The 25,317-nt window shown below is 45.4% G+C and carries 19 protein-coding genes; 7 read left to right on the top strand and 12 right to left on the bottom strand.

Features of this window, described 5'->3' with window-relative positions:
• Window positions 1–50: 50 nt before the first annotated feature.
• The 6 genes from FN831_RS06625 to katE all read right to left on the bottom strand — a co-directional run bounded on the left by FN831_RS06625 (window position 51) and on the right by katE (window position 5,996).
• Window positions 51–863, bottom strand: a complete 813-nt coding sequence (locus tag FN831_RS06625; protein ID WP_142527423.1) for a COG1470 family protein — start codon at window positions 861–863, stop codon at window positions 51–53.
• A gap of 4 nt (window positions 864–867) precedes the next feature.
• On the bottom strand, window positions 868–1,416 hold the full coding sequence (locus FN831_RS06620; RefSeq protein WP_142527422.1) for a hypothetical protein: 549 nt from the start codon (window positions 1,414–1,416) through the stop codon (window positions 868–870).
• A 77-nt stretch (window positions 1,417–1,493) separates the two neighbouring features.
• Window positions 1,494–2,282, bottom strand: coding sequence for a sensor histidine kinase (locus tag FN831_RS06615; RefSeq protein WP_185960403.1), 789 nt, complete (start codon window positions 2,280–2,282; stop codon window positions 1,494–1,496).
• A 130-nt stretch (window positions 2,283–2,412) separates the two neighbouring features.
• Complete coding sequence (locus FN831_RS06610) at window positions 2,413–3,108, bottom strand: PRC-barrel domain-containing protein (protein ID WP_185960402.1); 696 nt, start codon at window positions 3,106–3,108, stop codon at window positions 2,413–2,415.
• A 167-nt stretch (window positions 3,109–3,275) separates the two neighbouring features.
• Window positions 3,276–3,752, bottom strand: a complete 477-nt coding sequence (locus tag FN831_RS06605; RefSeq protein ID WP_142527419.1) for an ankyrin repeat domain-containing protein — start codon at window positions 3,750–3,752, stop codon at window positions 3,276–3,278.
• 63 nt (window positions 3,753–3,815) lie between these two features.
• Window positions 3,816–5,996, bottom strand: coding sequence for a catalase HPII (gene katE / locus FN831_RS06600; protein WP_246101387.1), 2,181 nt, complete (start codon window positions 5,994–5,996; stop codon window positions 3,816–3,818).
• A gap of 178 nt (window positions 5,997–6,174) precedes the next feature.
• Here katE and FN831_RS06595 point away from each other — a divergent pair, with 178 nt between their 5' ends.
• On the top strand, window positions 6,175–7,308 hold the full coding sequence (locus FN831_RS06595) for an alpha/beta hydrolase (protein WP_142527417.1): 1,134 nt from the start codon (window positions 6,175–6,177) through the stop codon (window positions 7,306–7,308).
• Window positions 7,309–7,436: 128 nt separating this feature from the next.
• Here the strand turns inward: FN831_RS06595 and FN831_RS06590 are convergent, their stop codons facing one another.
• The gene (locus FN831_RS06590; protein WP_142527416.1) at window positions 7,437–8,768 is read right to left on the bottom strand and encodes a DUF5723 family protein; all 1,332 of its coding nucleotides are present in this window, start codon (window positions 8,766–8,768) and stop codon (window positions 7,437–7,439) included.
• Between the two features lie 422 nt (window positions 8,769–9,190).
• Here FN831_RS06590 and glgX point away from each other — a divergent pair, with 422 nt between their 5' ends.
• From glgX to glmS, 5 genes are all read left to right on the top strand, one after another.
• Window positions 9,191–11,368 carry a glycogen debranching protein GlgX gene (glgX, locus tag FN831_RS06585; protein WP_142527415.1) on the top strand — a complete coding sequence of 726 codons (2,178 nt, stop codon included), beginning with the start codon at window positions 9,191–9,193 and terminating at the stop codon, window positions 11,366–11,368.
• The gene (gene treZ / locus FN831_RS06580; protein ID WP_221931291.1) at window positions 11,307–13,163 is read left to right on the top strand and encodes a malto-oligosyltrehalose trehalohydrolase; all 1,857 of its coding nucleotides are present in this window, start codon (window positions 11,307–11,309) and stop codon (window positions 13,161–13,163) included. The genes glgX and treZ overlap by 62 nt, the downstream gene beginning before the upstream one ends.
• Entirely contained in the window at window positions 13,156–17,151 is a 3,996-nt protein-coding gene (treY, locus tag FN831_RS06575) for a malto-oligosyltrehalose synthase (protein ID WP_142527414.1), read from the top strand. Before treZ ends, treY begins: the two co-directional genes overlap by 8 nt.
• 181 nt (window positions 17,152–17,332) lie before the next feature.
• Window positions 17,333–17,821 (top strand): DinB family protein, encoded by a 489-nt coding sequence (locus tag FN831_RS06570; protein WP_142527413.1) that lies wholly within the window; start codon window positions 17,333–17,335, stop codon window positions 17,819–17,821.
• A gap of 330 nt (window positions 17,822–18,151) precedes the next feature.
• On the top strand, window positions 18,152–19,990 hold the full coding sequence (gene glmS / locus FN831_RS06565) for a glutamine--fructose-6-phosphate transaminase (isomerizing) (protein ID WP_142527412.1): 1,839 nt from the start codon (window positions 18,152–18,154) through the stop codon (window positions 19,988–19,990).
• Between the two features lie 153 nt (window positions 19,991–20,143).
• On the opposite strand, the gene FN831_RS06560 is transcribed toward glmS, so the two are convergent.
• The 5 genes from FN831_RS06560 to dxs all read right to left on the bottom strand — a co-directional run bounded on the left by FN831_RS06560 (window position 20,144) and on the right by dxs (window position 23,866).
• A complete protein-coding gene (locus tag FN831_RS06560; protein WP_221931290.1) occupies window positions 20,144–20,359 on the bottom strand; it encodes an RpnC/YadD family protein in 216 nt (71 codons plus the stop codon).
• A gap of 16 nt (window positions 20,360–20,375) precedes the next feature.
• Window positions 20,376–20,567: a hypothetical protein gene (locus tag FN831_RS06555; protein WP_142527411.1), complete on the bottom strand. Its 192-nt coding sequence runs from the start codon at window positions 20,565–20,567 to the stop codon at window positions 20,376–20,378.
• 16 nt (window positions 20,568–20,583) lie between these two features.
• Window positions 20,584–20,730, bottom strand: a complete 147-nt coding sequence (locus tag FN831_RS06550; RefSeq protein WP_221931289.1) for a hypothetical protein — start codon at window positions 20,728–20,730, stop codon at window positions 20,584–20,586.
• Window positions 20,731–20,826: 96 nt separating this feature from the next.
• Entirely contained in the window at window positions 20,827–21,675 is an 849-nt protein-coding gene (locus FN831_RS06545) for an Rpn family recombination-promoting nuclease/putative transposase (protein ID WP_142527409.1), read from the bottom strand.
• Between the two features lie 262 nt (window positions 21,676–21,937).
• Entirely contained in the window at window positions 21,938–23,866 is a 1,929-nt protein-coding gene (dxs, locus tag FN831_RS06540; RefSeq protein ID WP_142527408.1) for a 1-deoxy-D-xylulose-5-phosphate synthase, read from the bottom strand.
• Between the two features lie 167 nt (window positions 23,867–24,033).
• On the opposite strand from dxs, the gene glyA reads away from it, so the two are divergent.
• Entirely contained in the window at window positions 24,034–25,305 is a 1,272-nt protein-coding gene (glyA, locus tag FN831_RS06535) for a serine hydroxymethyltransferase (RefSeq protein WP_142527407.1), read from the top strand.
• Window positions 25,306–25,317 lie beyond the last annotated feature (12 nt).

Genomic DNA, 25,317 nt, shown 5'->3' with positions numbered 1-25,317 from the left:
GATTAGCCTGCGCACTTGTCGCTGTTGCAGCACAACAGGAAATGAGTATACTAAGGACGGTATATAATCTCTTTCTCAGCAATTTTCAGGTCATATGTGGATCCGGCATCAAGCATGGCAACAGCGAGAAATTTGCCTTTTAAATTTGGGGGCAAATCTATAGTTACCCACTGTGTGGCTTCTGGAAGCATCGCTATTGTTTGCGGTTCTATCTTGATTTCTTCTCCTGTTTCTTTATTTGTTAACTCTAATCGAACAAAAGCATCTTTGTTTACAGCGCCCTTGTTATGGATCTGCAGTTCAATTCTTCTTGCCATTTTTTGTCCGTTGTTATATATTCCGCGATCCTCAAATGCGAGAATTTCCATTTCTCCTGGATTCAATCCCCTGGGAGTATAATAGATTTGTATCCCAACTTCCATCAGTACAGTAACGCCAATTGCAACCTTTTTCGCCTGTTCCCTGTTTTGCTCTTTTACTTGTGTAAAGAAGAGCATACTGTGCGTAAGTTTGTCAGCATCTGCCGGAATATGGAGAGATATAATAATTTGCTTTTTCTCTCCGGGCAGAAGTACTATATTGTTTTCTGACAAGGAAATCCATTTTGCGTTGGAGGCCGGATGGGTGTTGATTTCGGAATATACCTTGTTCCCCTTGCTGTCTCTGACCCAGTCCTGCAATCTGCTGATGAAAGATAACGTATTTGAAGAGGTATTTGAAAAAATGACAGACTGCATAATGGTTTCTCCGGGATTACCTGTAAAGAATATTCTCGAGGGAGAGATAGAAAAACCCTGCCCCTTCGATGTGGAGGCAATAGAAAGGACTAGGCTTAAAGTAAGTATAACCGTTAATAGTTTCATTAACCTACTGCTGTGTCAGTGTGTACACAACATTTGTACTATAAGTAGCGGCTTTTTTATCGAGAAGTAATAAAGCCTTTGCTGCAGGGATTTTATAGTTAATATTATAGGCTGTTCCTAAAGTTGGCTTCGCTCCAGTGACAAGTGCCTGATTGGTTTCAGAAAGTGAAGGATTATCGTAAGTGCCATTTGTAACAGGTGTGCTTGCATCTACAGAAACATTTACCGCATCCAGCGGCACCGGCAGCGCATTTGTTGCCTCTACATTAAAGGCACTTGTTGCCTTTACAAATACATTGTACGTTTTATTACTAAATACTGAGAATGCACCTGTCTTAGGCACGGTCTGATCAGCAGCATATGCTGCCTCTGAATTATAGGTAAAAGTTACATCGGGTGTACCCCCTAAAGTTATGGCCACAATATCAGTAAGAATAATCTTTAACGGGACATTCCCTGAAGTGGTGGTTGCAGGTGTTTGCGCGTTCGCCCTGATGTTAATAAGCGATAACAACATAAGAACAGCGCCACCCTGTAGTAAAGTTTTTTTCATAGCTTGTAAATTATTATATAATTCAAAAGTATGAATACCTAAATAAAAAAAACTTTTAATATTGACACATGTTGATGTTACACAACCTGCTCATTTTTAATGGTTATGGTAAAAGTTGATCCTTTATCGACTTCGCTTTCCACAGCTATTGAACCGCCTAATGAAGTGATCTGGGTTTTGGTAATAAAAAGGCCTACACCACTGCCGTTTACATGGCTGTGAAAACGCTCATTTAAACCGAATATGCGGTCTTTATGTTTTAGAAGGTCTATTCCCATTCCATTATCACTGAAAGTAAGGATGATATTATTATCCTCATCCAGTCTTGTAGCAATTTCAATCCGCAATGCACGGTTTTCTGAACAGTACTTTACAGAGTTTGACATTAGATTCATTAGTACGCTCTCCAGATAACTCTTGTTAAAAGGGATTAACTCACACTGGAAATCAGTGTGGATAAAAATACCCATTGTGTGGATCTGTTTGGTGAAAGAATTACATACTTTTTTAAATATGCGTGACACGCTGACCTTCTCAATCTTAATTGCTTTGTTCTGTTTGAGGCTGAGCATCTGGGTAAGATCGTAGATAGTTTCGTTTAACTTATCTGCTGAATCTCTAAACATGTCTACAATCTTTTTATTGTACTCATCCAGAAGATCATAGTTAAGTATATCGATTAAGCCAATCAGATTGGAGAGGGGTGCGCGGAGATTATGAGAGGTAATGTAAGCAAACTGACTGAGGTCCTGGTTCCGGGAAGTGAGATCCTCAATAAGCTGATCGCGCTCTTCTTCGGTTTTATTCCGGGCAATATATTCCCGAAAATTAGCCGCAAGTGCGCTGATATCCGAGTTCTTTATCATATTATTATTCAGTTGATTCGACATAAAGTTTATCCTTGGTAGTGATGCACTACACATTAGTCAAACACCTTGCCACATCCTGAGGTCCCCCGGATTTTAACAATCATTAATATCCCTCTCAGGAATACTGTTATTCCGGGTCGAGAATCCGGTGCGCAAGTGCCGCCTGTTCTGCAGAACCTGCTGCAATACTGAGAATATATTCATCCCTGGAGCCGTCGCCAATAAATTCTGTATCGGTATTTCCGGCAGGATCGGTGACGCTGTTCAGCGGGTTGTAAGGGGTAACTTTAAGATCTTTTTCAGAAAAACCGTTATCAATCAGCAGCACAAAAGCATTTTCTGCTTCGTTCTCTTCCTGGTAGATCCGGGTGATTACCTGGAAGGGAATATCATCCTCATAACTTCCCGGCTGCCTTCTGGCGTAAAGGTTTGATTCATTAAAATCCTTATGCCCGTAAAGTTCTGAGTTTGCTGAGATGACTGCATGGCCCCTGACGTAATCAGGCAGGACAATCAACTGTTGTGCAGTGATATTGGGCAGGATCACGTGGTCCTGCACGGCATCCAGTTCTGCCACTCCGATCGGGATCAGCACTGCTCTTTCTGCCATATTCCAGATATTACCTTTAAGGTTAAGCACCAGGTAACGAACTTTCTGTTCCCCTTCGTCAAAAAGCAGGTCGGTAACTGTGCCCAGGTCCTGACCGGCTGTATTGACTACCTTCCACTTAATGATGTCCGGCTGGCCGTCTTTAATCTCAAAATCGCTTGTGCTCAGTTCAGTCAGTTGTCTGACCTCATGCTCGTTCTCTTTGCGTTCCATAGTCATTAGTATATAATTTTATCACTTAGAAAATAGAATAATGCAAGTCCGAGTGCAGCAATTGTCAGCAGCCAGCTAAACCAGCCTTTATATTTTTTGGGTTGAACTTCTAGTTGTGCCATGATTTCTATAGTATTGATGTTCTGGTGTAACACCTGTCAGGTAATTTATGTTTGAGTATCAAGCAATTCTATTGCCTCTTTATTCCCCTGCTGTATGGCCAGGTCGAGGGCAGTGAGTCCTCTGAACTCCGTGATATCAGGATTTGCACCATAATCCAGCATCATTTTTACAAGCTCGTTTCTGCCGAACATGGTAGCAAACATCAGGGCCGTGCCGCCATTGCCATGCTGAAGGTCCAGGTCGGCACCGCTTTCTACCAGCAGTTTTGCGATCTCTGGGTAACCTTTAAAGCACACGCCCATCAGGGCGGTATTACCGCCGATATCCGCAGCATTAACATCTGCACCGGCATTGATCAGGAGTTTTGCCGCCTCAAGACGGTTATTGTAACAGGCGATGATCAGTGGGGTATATCCTTTTTCGTCATTGATATTTACGTTTACTCCATCACTGAGAATGGATTGAAGGAAGGCAATGTCGCCGGTTCTTGCGGCAGCAATAAGTGTAGGGTGATTTTCCATGAATAGTAATAGCTTGAATGAGAAAAAGCCTCCTGTATGAATTACAGGAGGCCGGATAAATAATTATGCAGGTACGTCTGGTTTTTTCTCTCTTTCCCAGAAACGGTGCTGCGCAACTGCTGAGATGAAATCAGCAGGTTTACCATTGATAACAACTCCCGGAGGGGTTGCGCCTTTGGGACCGGCAGGGACTTGCGATGCTTTGATGATCTCTTCACCTTCGCTGCTGGCAGCAATTGCTTTGCAGTGTTTGAAAGCTTCAGTTACAAAATGCAGGGCATCAGCTTCGGCAGCAATTGTTTTTACGCTGGCCGCGCCTCCCGGAATATATACGGCATCGAACAGTACCGATGCAGTGGTAAGGAAAGTAAAATCTACCTTCACCGCCGCGCCTTTGTCATCCTTGATGAATCCGCCATGGGTGGCAACGATTTTGGGTACTGCACCTTCTGCAAGCAAAGCTTTTTTGAATGCGCTGAGTTCAGCACTTTTCACTCCATCGGTAGCCAGGATAGCAATCATTCTGGTTTTGATAGAATCTTTTGGTGTATTGGCCATGCTCAGTGCAGCGGATGCTCCGAGCGCTGATTTGATGATTTTTGATTCGTATTTTGCCGGGTCTGCATCAGCAGGCACCCCGTGATTGATCGGTTGCTCCGGGGCCGGAACTTCCATTCCCAATCCATCGGCTACTTTTTTTGCAAGGCTGGCATCGATGATGCTCAGGATGCCGAGCATCCTTTTGCGGATTTCTTCACGTTCTACTTTTCCAAGCTCGAAACGCAGGGCATCAACGATATGATTTTTCTCCGGTTCCGACTGGCTGTTGAAGAACATCGTAGCCTGGCTGAAATGATCAAAGAAGCTCTCGCTGCGGTCCCTGATTTTTCTCGCATCAATTCTTTCCTGGTATGAATTAAACCCGCCTTCGGCAACAGTTGCCTGTCTCGGAGAATTACCGGAGATGCTGTTGGGCTCATAACTGGTGCGGCTGGTATTGATCGTCTGACGCATATGTCCGTCGCGCTGGTTGTTGTGGACAGGCGATACCGGTCTGTTGATCGGGATCTCGTGGAAGTTAGGTCCGCCCAAACGAAGCAGCTGTGTATCTGTATAAGAGAATAAACGTCCCTGCAGCAGCGGGTCATTGGTAAAGTCAATTCCGGGAACAACATGTCCCACGTGGAATGCTACCTGTTCTGTTTCTGCAAAGAAGTTATCAGGATTCCTGTTCAGCGTCATCTTTCCGATCCGCTGTACCGGTACCAGTTCTTCAGGGATCAGTTTGGTAGGATCGAGGATATCAAAGTCGAACTTGTGCTCATCTTCTTCAGATACGATCTGTACGCCAAATTCCCATTCAGGAAAAGCGCCGGATTCAATCGCATCCCAAAGGTCCCTTCTGTGGAAGTCGGGATCATTGCCCGAAATCTTTTTCGCTTCATCCCAGGCAACGGAGTGAACGCCCAGTAAAGGTTTCCAGTGGAATTTTACAAAGCTGGATTTTCCTTCGGCCGTAATCAGGCGGAAAGTATGGACACCAAAACCTTCCATCATACGGTAACTGCGCGGGATTCCCCTGTCCGACATCGCCCACATAATCATGTGCGCAGATTCTGGCATCAGGGAGATGAAATCCCAGAAGGTATCATGTGCTGATGCTGCCTGTGGAATTTCGTTGTGTGGTTCTGGTTTTACCGCATGGACCAGATCCGGAAATTTGATCGCATCCTGAATAAAGAATACAGGCATGTTATTTCCGACAAGATCGAAATTACCTTCCTGGGTATAGAATTTTACGGCAAAACCACGTACGTCGCGCGCCAGGTCGGTAGAGCCCCTGGAGCCCGCAACGGTGGAGAAACGTACAAATACAGGAGTTTTAACCGAAGTATCATTTAAGAAACCTGCTTTGGTAAGCTCAGGAATGGGCTTATACAGCTCGAAGACACCGTGAGCGCCGGAGCCACGTGCGTGGACGATCCTTTCGGGAATACGTTCATGGTCAAAATGTGTGATCTTCTCACGAAGGATAAAATCTTCGAGGAGGGTTGCACCCCTCTCGCCTGCTTTTAATGAATTCTGGTTATCGTTGATTTTTAAACCCTGGTTGGTAGTCAGGAATTCACCCGCGCCGTTTTCTTTGTCGGCAGCCAGTTTCTGTAATTTTTCACTTTGTTGTGCCGGAGGGCTAACCTGTGCTGGGTTGTTCGCCTCTGGTTTTGTTGTTTTTTTGTCTTTCATGGTCGTATGAGTATGCTGAATCACAACATTTAATAGCTGACAGTGTTTTGACTGTTTACACATATTTTGAGTAAATACACGATGGGGTATGTTTTTGATAAGCATTCCGCGAGGGAGTACGACTAAACTAATTGATAAATATGTTGTTGGGAGATATATCTATTAAAAATATTTACTTATGAAAAACCTTTTAAATACTTCGTCGATAGGGCTCCTTGCAGGAGCATTGATGCTGGCTTCATGCGGCAACCAGACAAAATCTACAAGCACAACGGACAGCACTTCTACAGAAACCACTACCACGGTAGAAAAGCCTGCGGGTTTAAAGCCTACTGGCCCGGCACCCGAATGGGGTCCTACGATCCATCCTGAAATGCAGGCGGTAATCGAAAAGCTGGTAAGCTATGGTGATAAACCTACAGAAAGCCTGAGTGCAGTTGATGCAAGAAAGAACCATACGCCAACTGATGCGGTGATGGACCTGATCAAAGAAAATAATATTACATTACCTGCTCCGGGTGTAGACACGGTAGGAAAAGAGATTCCTGTAGCCGGTGGAAATATTCATTTACGGATATACACACCAAAGACGGGCAAAGGTCCTTTCCCTGTAATCGTATACTACCATGGCGGCGGTTTTGTGATTGCAAATATTGATGTATACAATGCTTCGGCGCAGGGACTGGCTGAGCAGGTTGGTGCAGTAGTCGTATCTGTGGCTTACAGGCTTGCTCCTGAACATAAATTCCCTACGGCACATAATGACTCATTTGCCGCCTATGAATGGACAGTGAAAAATGCAGCATCTATCAATGGAGACCCTAAGAAGATTGCTGTAGTAGGCGAGAGCGCAGGTGGTAACCTGGCGGCCAATGTAAGTATCATGGCCAGAGATAAAAAGATCATGGTTCCATTGCATGAGGTGCTGGTGTACCCGATTGCCCAGGCAGACATGACTACTAAATCTTATACAACTTATGCTGCGGCTCATCCGCTGAATAAACCGATGATGGCCTGGTTTACTGAGAAATATGTAAACGCCATGGCTGAGGCTAAAGACCCAAGGATTTCTTTGGTAAATGCAAACTTAAAAGGATTGCCATCAACTACGATCATCACAGCAGAAATTGATCCGCTGAACAATGACGGGATGATGCTGGCTGACAAACTAAAAGCAGCAGGCGTAACGGTTGATACTAAAAACTATGACGGTGTAACCCATGAGTTTTTTGGAATGGCTGCGGTTGTTCCTGAAGCCAAAGAAGCGCAGGCATATGCCGCAGATGCACTGAAAAAAGTTTTTGGAAAATAACCAAAACATTTTTTTTTCAGCGCTGTTGTTTGAACATCTACCACATTTACCTGTGAAATACAAAGAGGCTGGATCATTTATTTGATTCAGCTTTTTTTGTTCAGGGAACCTCCTGCACAACCGCCGGATTAATAAACAGGGATGTAACTGCTGTTTAAAGGATGCTCTACCACATATCCGAATTTGATATTGAGGCCCATATAAAAGGAGGCACCAATGGTTCCTGTTGAGGAATACGATGTGGATTTTAACAGTGTTGAAGATTTAAAGAGATTATCTGTTCCCATAAAACATTCAAAATTAGGCGTTTGATATATACCCTGCGCCCCAAACAAGACAATTTTATTCATGTTATAGGCAGGTACAAAAGCCAGGGAAAACTCATTCATCTTAAATGTGTTGACCAGCACTACATCACCACCATTGTAAAAGAGGTTTTTGGAGACAATGAAACCGGGTGTATAAAGGCCGTAGGTTTTGGAAATCAGAAAATCGGCTTTGGCATTTGTAGGCGTATAAAAACTGCCCTGTACAGCCTTGTTGCTTACCAACGCCGAAACCCTGCGTGCCAGGTCATTTGCTCCGGGATTTCTGTTGAGAGTGATGACATCATTGATCACAGCAGTGCTGGAATTTTTATTCCAGCGGATAAATCCCAGGTCTTTGAGGTTTCCCATCAGGAAGATCCCGGATGCTGCATCCCTGTAGCTGCTGCCAAAACTCAGCGACAGGCCCGGATTCTTAAAGTCAGGAATGAGCATTTTTTTGTCGATATCATCTTTCTTCAGGAAGCTGCCTTTGTAAACGCCCTGCAGGGCTACTGAAGAGCTGCGGGGATTGACCGTCAGGCTGGATTCATCAACCCGGCCGCTGTTATAGGTTATTCCGCTGAGCAGGCTCAGCTTTCCGCCAAAAGCCAGTTCATCGGTTTCGTCCTGCCGATAGCTAAGGCTAAACTGATGATAGGTCTGTGCGTACCCATCGCCATTAAATAGTCCGTCCTGGGAGGTATTCAGCCGGCCAAAAGTCTTGGCTGCTATTGCAGTTTCGTTGGTATAATCAGCATCGCCATCTGCCCTGACCTGCCAGGAAAAGCCAATCTCTTTGTTGTCGCGCCAGGACAGGTAGCTCCTGAAAGTAAGCAGATAAACATTCGCATTACCGTAAAATTTATTGCGGGTATTGTTGCCGGCGGGTATCTGCTCTGTGTCAATTTCTCCTTCATTGAGCCTTGTCTTGATTGCGTAGTTGACATCACCCTTATTTCCGCCGTTGAGACCCAAGTTGGGCAAAAAGAAATTGGAGGCGAACTGCCGGGAATAGTCCAGTACAAAAGCGCGTTGTGCCGGATTTTCAAAGGCATCAAATAAGGTGTTGGTATGAAATAAACCGTATTGCTGCGCGCTGACGTTTACGGTAAATATTGTGGTAAAGCAGAATAGAACGTATGTTTTCTTCATAACTTAAATATTATCTTCAAATATCTAAATTATAGAAAACAGAGTGTAATTGTTTGCTAAATTTAATATTTATTAAATAACGTTATCCTTATATATAAATATATTAACATTAATCGTGCCGTGAATACTTACTTTTAATTATAAGTGTCTGAAGAGCAGTTGTCTATATTAAATTATCATTTGTGTTAATATTTCCGTTTGCTGGCCTCCTTTCCGGGAAATATTATAATTGATGCCGTACCAAAACTTTTGGTTGTACATTTTAAACTACACCGAAATTTTAAAGTGTGACCGGTAATTTTAGCTGTTGGGAATATATCTTGTTGATGATCAATGGCGTTGTTTTAAAACGGGCTCTGATTTTCGGGCAAAAAAATAAAGAATGTTAAAACATTTCGTGCTAAAATTGATTGATATTAGTAATGGAGAAGATTACTGTATATCCCGGCCGTCCCTATCCGTTAGGAGCTACCTGGGACAGCGAAGGTGTTAATTTTGCAATTTATGCCGACAATGCAACGGCGGTTGATCTTTGTTTTTTTAATGATGAAGATGATACCCGGGAATCCCTGAAAGTAAAGCTTACTGAACGCACCCACCATATCTGGCATGGCTACCTGCCTGGCATAGCTCCGGGACAATTATATGGTTACCGTGTACATGGTCCTTTTGATCCGGAAAACGGGCACCGCTTTAATGCGAATAAACTGCTGATCGACCCCTATGCGAAAGCAATCTCGGGCGTGATCGGCTGGAGCGATGCACTGTTTGGCTATGTGATGGGCTCCGAAATTGAAGACCTGAGTTTTTCTGAGCTGGACAGTGCGCCTTTTATTCCCAAAGCGGTGGTAATTGACCAGACCTACGACTGGAAGGGTGATGTGCCGCTTGATATTCCATACCATGAATCAATAATTTATGAAGCACATGTAAAAGGTTTTACCATGCAGCATCCGGATATCCCGGAAGAAATCAGGGGGACATATGCCGGACTGGCACATCCAATTACGCTGAACTACCTGAAGGAACTGGGCGTAACGGCGATTGAGCTGATGCCTGTCCACCAGTTTGTGAACGACAGGCACTTAGTGGAAAAAGGGCTGAGCAATTACTGGGGGTACAATACGATTGGATTTTTTGCACCTGATGTACGCTATGCGGCCAGTACGGAACGCGGCGGACAAGTGAAGGAGTTTAAGGATATGGTGAAGGCAATGCATGTTGCCGGCATAGAGGTGATCCTGGATGTGGTATATAACCATACGGCTGAAGGAAACCATATGGGACCTACGCTTTCTTTTAAAGGAATTGATAACGCTTCGTACTACAGGCTTACTGCCGACCAGCGTTATTATATGGATTATACGGGTACAGGGAACACGCTGAATGCGAACCTGCCGAATGTGCTGCGCCTGTTTATGGACAGCCTGCGCTACTGGATTACTGACATGCATGTGGATGGCTTTAGGTTTGACCTTGCACCGGCCCTGGCGCGGGAGCTGCACAGCGTAAACAAGCTGAGTGCGTTTTTTGATATTATCCACCAGGACCCGCTGATCTCGCAGGTGAAGCTGATTGCAGAACCCTGGGATATTGGTGAAGGGGGTTACCAGGTGGGGAACTTTCCGCCGGAATGGGCAGAGTGGAACGGGAAGTACCGGGATTGCATCAGGGATTACTGGAGAGGTGCGCATAGTATGCTAGGTGAATTTGCCCAGCGCTTTACGGGCAGCCCGGACCTTTATCAGGATGACCTGAGAAGTCCCACTGCGAGTGTGAACTTTATTACGGCGCATGATGGTTTTACGCTGCATGACCTGGTGACATACAATGAGAAACACAATGAAGCGAATGGCGAGGATAACCGGGATGGGGAACAGCACAATGGTTCCTATAATTACGGTGTGGAGGGCGAGACTGATAACGAAGAGATCAATCTGATCCGCTCCCGCCAGAAACGCAACCTGCTGACCACCCTGTTTCTGTCGCAGGGCGTACCGATGATGGTGGCAGGTGATGAATTTAGCCGTACCCAGCGTGGTAATAATAATGCCTATTGTCAGGATAATGAAATTTCGTGGATCGACTGGAACAATATGGACAAAGAGCTGTTCAACTTCACCCAGCAGCTGATCCACCTGCGGAAAAGGCATCCTGTATTTTGCAGGCGGCGCTGGTTCCAGGGTGTGCCGATCAAAGGGGCAGGTCTGAAAGATGTGGCCTGGTTCCTGCCGGACGGACTGGAGATGCAGGAACACAACTGGAATGAGGATTATGCAAAATCGCTGGCTATTTATTTGAACGGGGCCGATCTGCGCAGTACTGACCCAAAGGGAAACAAGATTACTGATGACAGCTTTTACCTGATGTTTAATGCGCATGATGAGCCGCTGCACTACAGTCTTCCGAATGAACGTTATGGTAAGGAATGGCTGAGGGTACTGGACACGGCAATAGAGGATATCAATGAATCACCTGTAAGGCACTTTACCAGTGATACGATCCGTGTGGAAGGAAGATCTATAGTTTTATTAAAACATGTTAGGAACAATAATGAAGATGTCCAGAGAGCTAAAAAGAAAAATAGGCGTAAACTTTAACGATGCCGGACTGGCGGAGATCAGGTTCTGGTCGCCCGAAGCTGAAACGGTGGAACTGAAAACCGAAGCTGTAACGGTGGCGCTGGAAAAGAAAGAACTCGGGTACTGGGAGCTGAGCGGAGCGGGCATTTATCCGGGAAATACGTATCAGTTTCTGATCAATGGCGAAACGCTGATTCCGGACCCGGCAAGCCTTTCGCAGCCGCAGGGTGTGCATGGCCCCTCGGAAGCAGTTGACCTTTCGGCTTTCAGCTGGACAGACCAGGACTGGAAAAACCCTGAACTGGGAGATTACATTTTTTATGAACTGCATACCGGTACATTTACACCGGAAGGAACTTTTGAAGGCATCATAGCGAAACTTGATTATCTGGTTGAACTGGGAATTACAGCCATCGAGATAATGCCTGTGGCCCAGTTTCCTGGTGGCCGCAACTGGGGCTATGATGGTGTTTTTCCTTTTGCTGTACAGAACTCCTATGGCGCTGCGGCAGGTTTGCAGCAACTGGTTGATGCCAGTCATGCCAAAGGCCTGGCGGTGGTGCTGGATGTAGTATATAACCATATGGGCCCCGAAGGTAACTACTTTGAACAGGCCGGGCCGTATTTTACAGAGAAATATCACACGCCATGGGGCAGTGCCATCAATTTTGATGATGCCTGGTCTGATGGTGTGCGCCGGTATTTTATTGAGAACGTACTGATGTGGTTCCGCGATTTCCATATTGACGGGCTGCGCCTGGACGCAGTACATGCGATCAAAGACCTGGGCGTGAAGCACCTGCTGCAGGAGATCAGCGAGGAAGTGGATCAGCTGATTGAAGCTACGCACCGCAAACACCACCTGATTGCAGAGTGCGACCTGAATGACAATAAATATATCAATTCCCCTGATCAGCATGGTTACGGAATGGATGCACAATGGATCGACGAGTTCCATCATGCACTGCGGGTGACAGCCGGTGAACCTGCTACAGGTTATTACAGTGATTTTTCGGGGATCAAGGACCTGGAGAAATCGTATCGCGATGCTTATATCTATGATGGTGTATACTCTCCGCACCGCCTGAAAACTTTTGGCGGCACAGCTGAGGGCAATGCAGGCTCGCAGTTTGTAGTCTTTTCACAAAATCATGATCAGGTGGGAAACCGCATGCTGGGCGAGCGCAGCAGCACACTGGTGAGTTATGAAATGCAGAAGCTGATGGCCGGCGCAGTGATTTGCAGCCCCTTTTTGCCAATGTTATTTATGGGCGAAGAGTGGGGAGAAACCAACCCCTTCCTGTTTTTTACGAGTCATGGCGACCCGGAGCTGATCAAAGCGGTGAGCAAAGGGCGTAAGGCGGAGTTTGCGGCTTTCCATGCCGAAGGCGAAGCGCCGGAACCGCAGTCTGAAGATACCTTTAACCAGTCAAAATTACAATGGGACCTCCTGCAGTCGGACGGACACAGCGAACTCCTGTCGTTCTACAAGACCATCATCGGCCTCCGTAAAAAATATGCACCGCTGCGGAATACCAACCGGAAACAGCTTACCGTATCGGCTGATGCCAAAACAAACTGCCTGGTGCTGCGGCGCTGGGAGGAGGAGGTGCAGGTACTATGCCTGATGAACTTCTCAAAAAATACACAGGATATCACTATCCCTGATGACAAACCCAGCTGGAAGAAGATCCTTGATTCTGCCGATCCGCAATGGAAAGGCAGGCGTGCAGCACCTTTGTCTGTGGACGCACTGCAGAAAATGGAAATACAACCACAATCTATCCTAATTTACACCAATAAATATGCTTAATCCGATTTCAACCTACCGCATACAGTTCCATAAGGACTTTACATTTAAGGATTTTGACGGGATCATTCCTTATTTAAAAGAATTGGGCATAACCACGATTTACGCGTCGCCGGTACTGGAGGCTTCGCCGGGAAGTATGCACGGATATGATACCGTGAACCCCGGTCAGATCAATCCGGAAATCGGGACGCTCGAAGAACTAAGGGCCTTGTCGGCCAGGCTGAAATCGCTGAACATGGCCTGGATCCAGGATATTGTACCCAACCACATGGCTTTCCATCCCAATAACCAATGGCTGATGGATGTGCTGGAAAAAGGAGATCAATCGGACTATGATGGTTTCTTTGATATCAACTGGTCTGGCGACAGCAAGCTGCCGCTGATGGTTCCTTTTCTGGGCAGCACGGTGGAGGAAGCCATAGCGAAGCAGGAACTGAAACTGATCCAGCGCGACAGCGGAATAAAACTGCAGTATTTTGAAACAGAGTGGCCTGTGAACGACAAGGTAAAGGATGTAAATATGCCCTTACAGGCGGCCATCGATCTGCAATATTACCGGCCTTGCTCGTACAAGGAAACAGATTATAAAATTAATTACCGCCGCTTTTTTACTGTAAACAGCCTGATCTGTTTGAATATGCAGGATGAGAAGGTTTTTACGGCCTATCATCGCCTGATCAAGACACTGCTGGAAGAAGGGGTTTTCCAGGGACTGCGGGTAGACCATATTGACGGCCTTTATGATCCCGAGACCTATTTTGCACGGCTGCGCAGGCTTGCCGGCGAAGAAACTTATATTGTAGTAGAAAAAATCCTGGAAGAAGGTGAGGAGGTGCCGGCAGACTGGCCTGTTGAAGGAACAACGGGCTACGATTTTCTGGCGCAGGTGAACAACCTGTTTACTGCAAGAAAAGCAAAAAAGAAATTCTCCAAATTTTATGAATCGATCAGCGGTGAGAACAAGGGTGTAGAAAGGCTGATCCGCCAAAAGAAAGCAGGTATCCTGGGCGACCATATGGCTGGGGAACTGGACAATCTGTACCAGCTTTTCCTGGAACTGAGACTGGCAGAGGAAACACAGTTGAACGCGCTGAAGCCGGGAGCGCTGAAAGATGCGATTGGACAGCTGCTGATCTGTTTTCCCGTTTACCGCTTTTATGGCAATCAGCTGCCGCTCGATGTAAAATACCATGGAATGATGGCTGATGTGCTGAAGGAGATTGAAGTAGTGAAATCGCTGGGCGGGGCTGTAGAAGTGCTGCGCCATGTGCTGCTGACAAAACCTTTTGAACAGGCCGATCAGGATTACAATGACAGGATAACGCTGTTTTATCTGCGCTGCATGCAGTTCAGCGGCCCGCTGATGGCAAAGGGCGTGGAAGATACTTTAATGTATACATACAACTGCTTTATCGGACATAATGAGGTTGGAGATGCACCTGCTGCTTTTGGTATCAGGAAAAAAGACTTTCATCAGCTGATGCAGAACCGTTTGCAGATGCTGCCGCATACCATGAACGGCACCTCAACGCATGATACCAAAAGGGGCGAGGATGTACGTGCGCGGTTAAATGTGCTGACAGACCAGCCCGAGCTATGGATTGCGAAAGTAAAGGAATGGAGAAAACTGAACAAAGAGATTGCAGGCGGATTAGACGCGAATGATGAATACTTTATCTATCAGACTTTAACGGGCAGTTACCCTATGCCGGGCATGGAACCGGATAATTATACGGAGCGCCTGCAGGCTTACCTGGAGAAAGCGCTGCGTGAAGGAAAGGTGAATTCTAACTGGACGGACCCGGATACAGATTATGAGGGACTGGTGAAGGAGTTTATCCTGGGCATACTGGACCAGTCGGCACCTTTCTGGAAGAGCTTTGCTGCTTTTCACCGGAAAATCGCTGATTTTGGTATCCTGAATTCGCTCTCGCAACTGGTGCTGAAGTTTACCTGCCCCGGGATGCCCGACACTTATCAGGGGACGGAGCTGTGGGACCTGAGCCTGGTAGATCCGGATAACAGAAGACCTGTGGATTATCAGCAGCGGCAGGAATGGCTGCAGGAGCTTGCTGCGGGAGGGGATTTGAAAGCGCTCTGGGAGGAACGCTATAATGGAAAGATCAAGTTGTACCTGACACATTTACTGCTGGAACAGCTAAAGCCTTTTGCAGATCTTTTATCTTCCGGTGAGTATCTGCCCCTGGAGGTAAAGGGCAGGTTTGCAAATGAAGTATTTGCCTTTGCAAGAAAAAAAGATAAGCAGTGGCTGGTGGTGGCGGTTCCGCTGCACCCGGCCCAGCGCATGAAAGAACTGGAACTGGACATGGATTGGGGAGATACCAGTATTACATTGCCGTTACGAAGTTCATTCCACTGGAAAAACCTTTCGGATGGCACTGCAGGAACCGGCCATACTGCCGAAATAGCTGTAGCTACGCTATTTGATGCTTTCCCGCTGGGGCTGCTGACGCTGGAAGAGATCGACAATCCGCGCGGAGCCGGTGTATTGTTGCATGTGACCTCACTGCCCTCGGTACATGGGATTGGCGATATAGGGCTGGAGGCCTATTTATTTATGGATTTCCTTGCACAGGCTGAGCAAAAGTACTGGCAGCTGCTGCCACTGAACCCGATAGGAGCAGATCAGGCATATTCACCTTACAGTTCTGTTTCGGCGATGGCCGGCAATGACCTGCTGATCAGTCTTGTTGGGCTTTTCAATGAATACTTTATAGACCTGCGTTTGCTGGATAAGAAGAAGTTTGAGGCCGCAGATGAGGTAGATTTTGAAAAAGCGACTGCATTTAAGAATAAGATGCTGCTGAAAGCCTATGAAGGCTGGGGCGAGATATTTGGCGGCAATGATGAGGATTTTGATAATTTTTGTGAGAAGGAAAAGGACTGGCTTGATGATTTTGCACTGTATACTGTACTGAAAGAAAATCAGGAAGGCAAGCCCTGGGTAGATTGGTACCCGGCTTACCGGGACCGTGATGCAGGGCGATTAGGCCAGTTTGCCGCAGACTATACAGATGAATTGAAATTTGTGAAATGGAAGCAGTTCAAGTTTGCTGAACAATGGGCGGATATCAGGCAATATGCAGCAGCTGCGGGTATTGAGCTGTATGGCGATCTGCCATTCTATGTGAGCCACGATTCTGCGGATGTGTGGGCGAACCAGGAATTCTTTGGCCTTGATGAGGAAGGGAAGATGATGGGGATCGCTGGTGTGCCGCCGGATTATTTTAACGACGAAGGTCAGCTCTGGGGGATGCCGGTGTATAACTGGGAGAACATGAAAGCTGACGGATACCAGTGGTGGATCCGCAGGATCCGTAAAAACATAGAGTTGTACGACCTGTTGCGCCTGGATCATTTCAGGGCTTTCGCTGACTATTGGGAAGTACCCGCCGGCGAGCGCACGGCGGTTAATGGAGTGTGGAAAACAGGGCCTGGAAGTGACTTCTTTCAGGTATTGAAGAAGGAATTTCCTGAAATGCCTTTTGTAGCGGAAGACCTGGGAGAGATTAGTCAGGGCGTATACGACCTGCGTGATGAATTCGGGCTTCCGGGAATGAAGGTGCTGCAGTTTGCTTTTGGTGAGGATATTGGTTTAACGGACCACATTCCGCATAACTTTAAATCGGACAACTTTGTAGTATATACTGGTACGCATGATAACAATACGACCAGAGGATGGTATGAGACGGACGCTGCTGAAGTTGAAAGGAAGAACCTGAATAAATATACTGGTGCGAGAGTGGGTGCAAATGACGTGCATAAGGTGCTGTCGAGACTTGCCTATGCCTCTGTGGCCAGAATAGCAGTTCTGCCTATGCAGGATATCCTTGGCCTGGACGGGAAATCGCGAATGAATATACCAGCCTCGGTAAAAGCCAACTGGAAATGGCGTTTGAAGGAACTGCCGGGGAAGGATGTAGCAAAGAAGCTGAGTTCCTGGGTGAGAATATACGGAAGGGCGTAGGTGTTTGGGATGGGAAATCTGGCTCAAAAGAAAAGATAGCCTGCAATCAAAGTTTGCAGCAATAACTCAGCTGACCAATACAATAGAGCGATGAATAATCACAAGGATCAATAAACATGGCTTAAACGTATAAGAACCAGTGACAAGAAGAAATAACCGCTTATAAGTTAAATTTTAGGGTATGAGTAACGACAACAGAAAATTTATAGTTGAAGAGCTGACCGCTCTGATTGAAAAAGGTAATGCGCATGCTTCTTTTGAAGATGCTGTAAATGGAGTCAATATGGATCTGATTGGGGTGGTCCCGGACGGCCTGCCCTATGGTGTCTGGCATATGGCAGAACACCTGAGGATCACACAATGGGATATCCTGGAGTTTTCTCTGGGACCAGATCACAAATCTCCTAAATGGCCCGACGAATACTGGCCTGAAGTTGGGCCCGAGGTAACCAGGGAACAATGGGAAGCTACTATCGCAGGGTTCAGGAAAGACCGGAAAAGTTTTCTGGATTTACTGAAAGATGAAAGCAGGGATCTGTACGAACCTTTTGAACATGGTGACGGACAAAGCTTATTCCGTGAAGCTTTGCTGCTTGCGGATCATAATTCCTATCATGTGGGGGAGATCATCGTGATCAGGCGCCTGCTTGGGGACTGGAAGTCTTCTTAAGCTTTTCCGGGTTCACATCTGCATACGTGAAAAAGAATCGTAAAAGTTAGCTCTTTTACGATTTTTTTGTTTTAATTCTTTCCTTTTTTTACAGGACGCTGCCGTATTGCAAATGCTTAATTCTTTTCCTGAGCTAAAACGTTTTATAATACTTTAGCGGCTTGCTTATTGTTATCCGCTTATTGATTTTGGTGAAAAAATAATGCTGAAATCGCTGTGAATCTGCATTCGTCTAGCTAATTAACCGGGTGTCTGAGTTAAATCGGGAGTTCTGTCTCCTTGGAATTAAGGTGTAATTCGCTAGTTTTACATTTTAAATTCAAATATAAAATGTGTGGAATAGTAGGTTATATCGGGCATAGAGAAGCCTGGCCAATCGTCCTTAAGGGCTTAAAAAGATTAGAATACCGGGGCTATGACAGTGCCGGAATTTCGCTGATCAATGATCATGGATTAAATATCTATAAGAAAGTTGGCAAAGTTCAGGAACTTGAGAATTTTAGTGCAGGCAAAAACTTGTCGGGCACCATTGGTATGGGACATACCCGCTGGGCTACGCATGGGATCCCTTCTGACAGGAACTCGCATCCGCATACTTCCAATGATGGCCGGCTAACGATCATTCATAATGGAATCATCGAAAATTATGCTGTTTTAAAGGAAGAGCTGGCTTCGAGAGGCCACGTTTTTAACAGTGATACGGATACCGAAGTCCTGATCCATCTGATCGAGGAAATCTATAAAAAAGAGAATGTTGACCTGCTGGAAGCTGTTCGTCTGGCTTTACACCAGGTAAGCGGTGCCTATGCGATTGTGGTGATGGATGAAGAGCAGCCAAATGAGCTGATTGTAGCCCGTAAGGGTAGTCCGCTGGTGATTGGTGTGGGTACCGGGGAGTACTTTATTGCATCTGATGCTACTCCGATCATCGAATATACAAAAAACGTGATCTATCTGAATGACAATGAGATTGCCCTGGTGAAACGGGACGAGCTGGTGATCAAACGCCTGGATAACGTAGTGCAAACTCCCTATATCCAGGAACTGGAGCTGAAACTGGAGATGCTGGAGAAAGGCGGATATGAGCATTTTATGCTGAAGGAGATCTTTGAACAGACACGGTCTATCCGCGACTGCCTCAGAGGGCGTATTTATGCTAATGAAGGGCGTGTACAACTGGGCGGGATCAAGGAGTACGCAGACAAGCTGAAAAATATTGACAGGATCATCATTGTGGCCTGCGGTACTTCGTGGCATGCGGGGCTCGTGGGAGAGTACTTGATCGAGGAATATGCAAGGATCCCGGTTGAAGTTGAATACGCGTCGGAATTCCGTTACAGGAACCCGATCATTACGGAAAAAGATATTGTAATAGCCATTTCTCAGTCGGGCGAAACCGCCGATACCATGGCAGCAATCCAGATGGCAAAAGAACGGGGCGCTACGATTTTTGGTGTGTGCAATGTGGTAGGGGCTTCTATCCCGCGCTTAACACATGCGGGCGTGTATACGCATGCAGGACCTGAGATCGGTGTGGCTTCAACCAAGGCTTTTACCGCGCAGGTAACGGTGCTGACGCTTATGGCATTTTACATGGCGCAGCAAAAGGGCACGCTCACCCAGGCGAAGCTGGTGGAATTGTTAACCGAACTGGATCATATTCCAGAAAAAATTGAAAAGGCGCTGGAATCAAATGCGCTGATCGAAAAGATTGCACATAAGTTTAAGGATTCACGTAACTGTTTGTTCCTGGGCAGGGGAAGTGGTTTCCCTGTAGCTTTGGAAGGGGCGTTGAAACTGAAGGAGATCTCTTATATCCATGCTGAAGGTTATCCGGCAGCAGAGATGAAGCACGGCCCTATCGCACTGATTGATGAGGAGATGCCGGTAGTGGTGATTGCCACAAAGAATTCTTCTTATGAGAAGGTGATCAGCAATATCCAGGAAGTGAAAGCAAGGAAGGGTATTGTGCTGGCGATTGTTACTGAAGGTGATACTGAGGTGCGCAGCATGGTGGATTATTGCATCGAGATCCCTGACGCAAGTGAGGCGTTCTTGCCATTGCTTGCTACGATCCCGCTGCAGTTATTAGCTTATCATATTGCGCTGCTGAGAGGTTGCAATGTGGATCAGCCGAGGAATCTGGCGAAGAGTGTTACTGTAGAATAACTGATAAGAAATAGAGGTGTAATTTTGGCGCTTTCTGGTGCGTTGCAGCAGCAGAAAGCAGCAAAACCACACCTCCATTTCTTATTGATATTGATACCACTCAATCTTTTGCTGGATTTCTGCTGGTGATCTTTCGATAGTATGTAGTTTACATTAAAGTTTTTTGATCTCTGCAATAGACAAATTTGTGGCAGCTTTAATTGTTTCTGTAGTAAAACCTTGATTTTTTAAATTACGGGCAACATTGTACACGCCCTCTTTTAAACCTTCTTTCAAACCTTGTCTCAAACCTTCTCTTCTTGCAGTTTGAAGGATAGCGTAGTGATCCCACTCAATTTTTTGCTGGATTTCTTCTGTTGATCTTTCCATAGTATGTAGTTTACACTTAAAGTTTTTTGATCTCTGCAATAGACAAATTTGTGGCAGCTTTGATTGTTTCTGTAGTAAAACCTTGATTTTTTAAATTACGGGCAACATTGTACACGCCTGCTCTCAAACCTTCTCTTTTTGCAGTTTGAAGGATAGCGTAGTGATCCCACTCAATCTTTTGCTGGATTTCTTCTGGTGATCTTTCCATAGTATGTAGTTTACACTTAAAGTTTTTTGATCTCTGCAGTAGACAAATTTGTGCCAGCTATGATTGTTTCTGTATTAAAACCTTGATTTTTTAAATTACGGGCAACATTGTACACGCCTTCTTTTAAACTTTCTCTTAATCCTTCTTTCAAACCTTCTTTCAAACCTTCTCTTTTTGCAGTTTGAAGGATAGCGTAGTGATCCCACTCAATCTTTGCTGGATTTCTTCTGGTGATCTTTCCATAGTATGTAGTTTACACTTAAAGTTTTTTGATCTCTGCAATAGACAAATTTGTGGCAGCTTTGATTGTTTCTGTAGTAAAACCTTGATTTTTTAAATTACGGCCAACATTGTACACGCCTTCTTTCAAACCTTCTTTCAAACCTTCTCTTTTTGCAGTTTGAAGGATAGCGTAATGATCCCACTCAATCTTTTGCTGGATTTCTTCTTGCGTTCTTTCCATGTCTGTTAGAATTTCTGCGGTTTTAAAAAACTCTTTAAATATCTCTTCAGTGAAGGTCTCTGGAATGTCACTGAGCTGGCTCATATGTTTTAGTGCAAAGAGCCATTTATCCAGTCCTGTTTCCAGTTCTTTTTCACTTTTAGTAAAGTTAAGTAATTCTATAAACACAAAACGAATTTTGTCGTAAAATTGTTTGCTGCTGTTGCGGTCTCGGAGAGCGATGTCGTGTAGGTACTTTTTTGAAGACTTGCCCTCCAATGTGAACTTTCCAAGGATAGCAATTACATGCACCGCTTTGTAACCATATTGCCATTTCCTGCCCTTCTCTGATTGACTGCTGATCTGACGGGCAGCATAATATACAGCACGGTCTTTAAAATAGTCCTGCTTTACCTGCTGTATTTCTATGAGGAAAACCTCACCGTCCCTGCCATGACATAAAAGATCAAATATAACTATACGTTTATTTTGTGATTCTCCCTGATTTTCAGGATTGCTGTATTTAAGGTCTGCGATCTGTTTGTCTTTTGGAAGTATTTCATTTAGAAAAGCAATCAGAAATCGTTTATTCGACTCCTGACCAAACAACTTTTTAAAACCGTGATCCAACAAGGGGTTGACATATCTTCTGACGTCGGTTAACATATGATTTAAATTACAAGGCAAATATAATTAATAAGTTGCATTATAAAATAAATATATTCTTAAAGATTAATAATTAATCTTATTTGTGAAGTCTTAATTTGGCTCGCAGGCCAGTATTTTGAAAAAGTTTACCGCAGAAAATGAAGCGAACTCACCAATCTGGGGATATAAGCTAAAAATTTGCAATGGGAAGATCTATAAATGCCTGCAACAGAGAGCGAGCATTGCCAACCTACGCAACCATCAAAACCTGAATAAAAACTTAAGAAGCAATCGTTGCAGTAGTCCTGCTGACAGCAATCTTCCTAACGGTTTCGATGATACCGTTTTTATCGTATCCGCAGATATCCCACAGTTCTGCCTGCTCGCCGTGTTCTACTACTTCGTCTGGCATGCCCAGGCGGATCACGCTGGCCTGGTAGTTATGATCTGCCATAAATTCAAGTACTGCAGAACCCATTCCGCCTTGCAGGCAGCCGTCTTCTACGGTAACAATCTTTTGATAGCGTTTGAATACATCGTGGAGCAGGGCCTCATCCAGAGGTTTTACAAAACGGATGTCGTAGTGTGCAGGATGAATGCCTTCGGCATTGAGTTCTTTACAGGCCTCGACGGCAAAGTTTCCTACATGGCCGATCGTAAGAATGGCTACGTCTTCGCCATCGCATATTTTCCGGCCTTTACCGATCACAATAGCTTTGAAAGGACGTTTCCAGTCTACCATCACACCCGATCCCCTTGGGTAACGGATAGAAAAAGGGCCGGCATCTTTGAGCTGGGCAGTGTACATCAGGTTCCTGAGTTCTTCCTCGTTCATTGGTGCGGCAACGGTCATGTTAGGGATGCAGCGCATGTAGGCAAGGTCGTACGCACCATGGTGGGTAGCACCATCGGCACCGGCAACGCCCGCACGGTCCAGACAGAATACAACGTTGAGGTTCTGGATGGCCACATCGTGGATCACCTGATCATAGGCACGCTGCATAAAGCTGGAATAGATATTGCAAAAAGGAACAAGCCCCTGTGTGGCGAGCCCGGCAGAGAACGTAACGGCATGCTGTTCTGCAATACCTACGTCGAATGCACGATCGGGCATAGCCTTCATCATGATATTCATGGAAGATCCTGAAGGCATGGCAGGGGTAATTCCTAAAATGTTTTTATTGCTTTCGGCAAGTTCTACCAGGGTATGTCCAAAAACATCCTGATATTTTGGCGGCTGCGGTTTATCCACTACAGACTTCTTGATTTCACCGGTCATTTTATCAAACAGGCCGGGCGAATGCCATTTGGTCTGGTCTTTTTCTGCCAGTGCAAAGCCTTTTCCCTTTACGGTGATGCAATGCAGCAGCTTAGGGCCGGGAATATCTTTCAGGTCTTTAAGTATCGCTGCCAGTTTTTTGACATCATGGCCATCAACAGGGCCAAAATATCTGAAATTGAGGGCTTCGAACAGATTGCTTTGTTTAAGCAGCGTTCCTTTGATACTTTTTTCAATCTTTTTAACAAAAGTATGGGCATTAGGGCCTAACTCCGAAAGCTTGATCAGTACGCTTGATATATCATCGCGGAAGCGATTGTAAGATTTAGAGATTGTAATGCTGGTGAGGTATTCTTTTAATGCGCCCACGTTGGGATCGATCGACATACAATTGTCGTTGAGGATCACCAGCAGGTTTGAGTTTTCGATTCCCGCGTGGTTAAGTCCTTCGAATGCGAGTCCTGCCGTCATGGAGCCGTCCCCGATTACAGCTACGTGCTGGCGGTCGTTTTCTCCCTTGTAATGAGAGGCTACGGCCATGCCCAGGGCTGCGGAGATGGAAGTGGAAGAGTGGCCTACACCGAAGGTGTCATATTCACTTTCGCTGATCTTGGGGAAACCACTGATACCATGAAGTACACGGTTGGTATGGAAAACGGATTTTCTGCCGGTAAGGATTTTATGTCCATAGGCCTGGTGGCCCACATCCCAAACCAGCTTATCATAAGGGGTATTGAGTACGTAATGTAAAGCAACGGTAAGTTCCACTACACCAAGGCTTGAGGCAAAGTGACCGCCATTAACGCTCACTACATCAATGATATACTGACGTAATTCCTGGCTGATCTGCTCCAGATCATCTTCTTTATACTGCTTTAAATCAGCAGGGTAATTTATGTTCGGTAGTAATGGAGTGGTAAAATTTTCCATGCAGTTATTAGTAGACAACAATATACAAAGTACGTGATTTTAGTTAATAAAACCGCGAAATATTAGTCATTACATCAATTGGCCGGAAACGTGTTTAGAGGATGACATAATTAAGCCCTTAAATTCAGCCGGAAATCATTATTTTTACAAAAATTATATTTTAATAAATGGAAAGAGATACTTTAATCTTTGATTTGATTGACAAGGAATTGGATCGTCAGGAGAATGGCCTTGAGCTGATCGCTTCAGAGAACTTCGTAAGCAGACAGGTAATGGAAGCTGCTGGCTCAGTGTTAACCAACAAATATGCAGAAGGCTTACCGGGCAAACGTTATTATGGTGGCTGCGAGGTAGTTGATGATATTGAGACGATTGCTATTGAGCGTGCGAAAAAATTATTTGGCGCTGCATGGGTAAACGTACAGCCTCACTCTGGTGCACAGGCAAATGCTGCGGTAATGCTTGGCGTGTTACAGGCTGGTGATAAGATTCTTGGATTTGATCTATCACATGGCGGTCACCTTACTCACGGTTCTCCGGTTAACTTTTCAGGAAAATTGTACCAGCCGCTTTTTTATGGTGTTGGTAAAGAAGACGGACGTATTGACTATGCAAAACTTGAAGAAGTAGCGCTGGCAGAACGTCCAAAATTAATTATCTGTGGTGCGTCTGCCTATTCAAGAGAATGGGACTATGCTTTTATCCGCAGTGTAGCTGATAAAATTGGTGCTTTGGTACTGGCTGATATCTCTCACCCTGCCGGATTTATTGCCAAAGGATTACTGGCAAACCCGCTTCCGCATTGCCATATTGTTACCACTACTACGCATAAAACACTTCGCGGCCCCCGTGGAGGAATGATCATGATGGGCAAGGATTTTGAAAATCCTTTCGGTTTGAAAACTCCTAAAGGAGAAACCCGCATGATGTCATCTGTATTGGATATGGCCGTATTCCCGGGAACTCAGGGTGGGCCATTGGAACATATCATCGCTGCAAAGGCTATCGCATTTGGTGAAGCACTGAGCGACGAGTATTTAGTATATATCAAACAGGTACAGGTAAATGCACAGGCGATGGCTAAAGCATTTGTAGCTAAGGGTTATGGGATCATTTCTGGCGGAACTGACAACCACATGATGCTGATTGACCTGAGAAATAAAAATATTACCGGAAAAGTTGCTGAAAATGCGCTTGGAAAAGCCGATATTACGGTGAATAAAAACATGGTGCCTTTTGATGATAAATCACCATTTGTGACATCTGGAATTCGTGTTGGAACTGCTGCAATTACGACCAGAGGACTGAAAGAAGAAGATATGGCACAAATCGTTGACTTAATAGACCAGGTGTTGACAAACCCTGAGGATGAAGCTCATCTGGCTGCTGTAAAGAAACAGGTAACTGCCCTGGTTGCGCGTTTCCCGTTATATAAATAAAAATTAAAGGGT

This window comes from Pedobacter westerhofensis (assembly GCF_900182595.1).
GTDB lineage: Bacteria > Bacteroidota > Bacteroidia > Sphingobacteriales > Sphingobacteriaceae > Pedobacter > Pedobacter westerhofensis.
The sequence above is the reverse complement of the archived record's forward strand: the minus strand, read 5'-3'. Positions and strand labels throughout refer to the sequence as shown.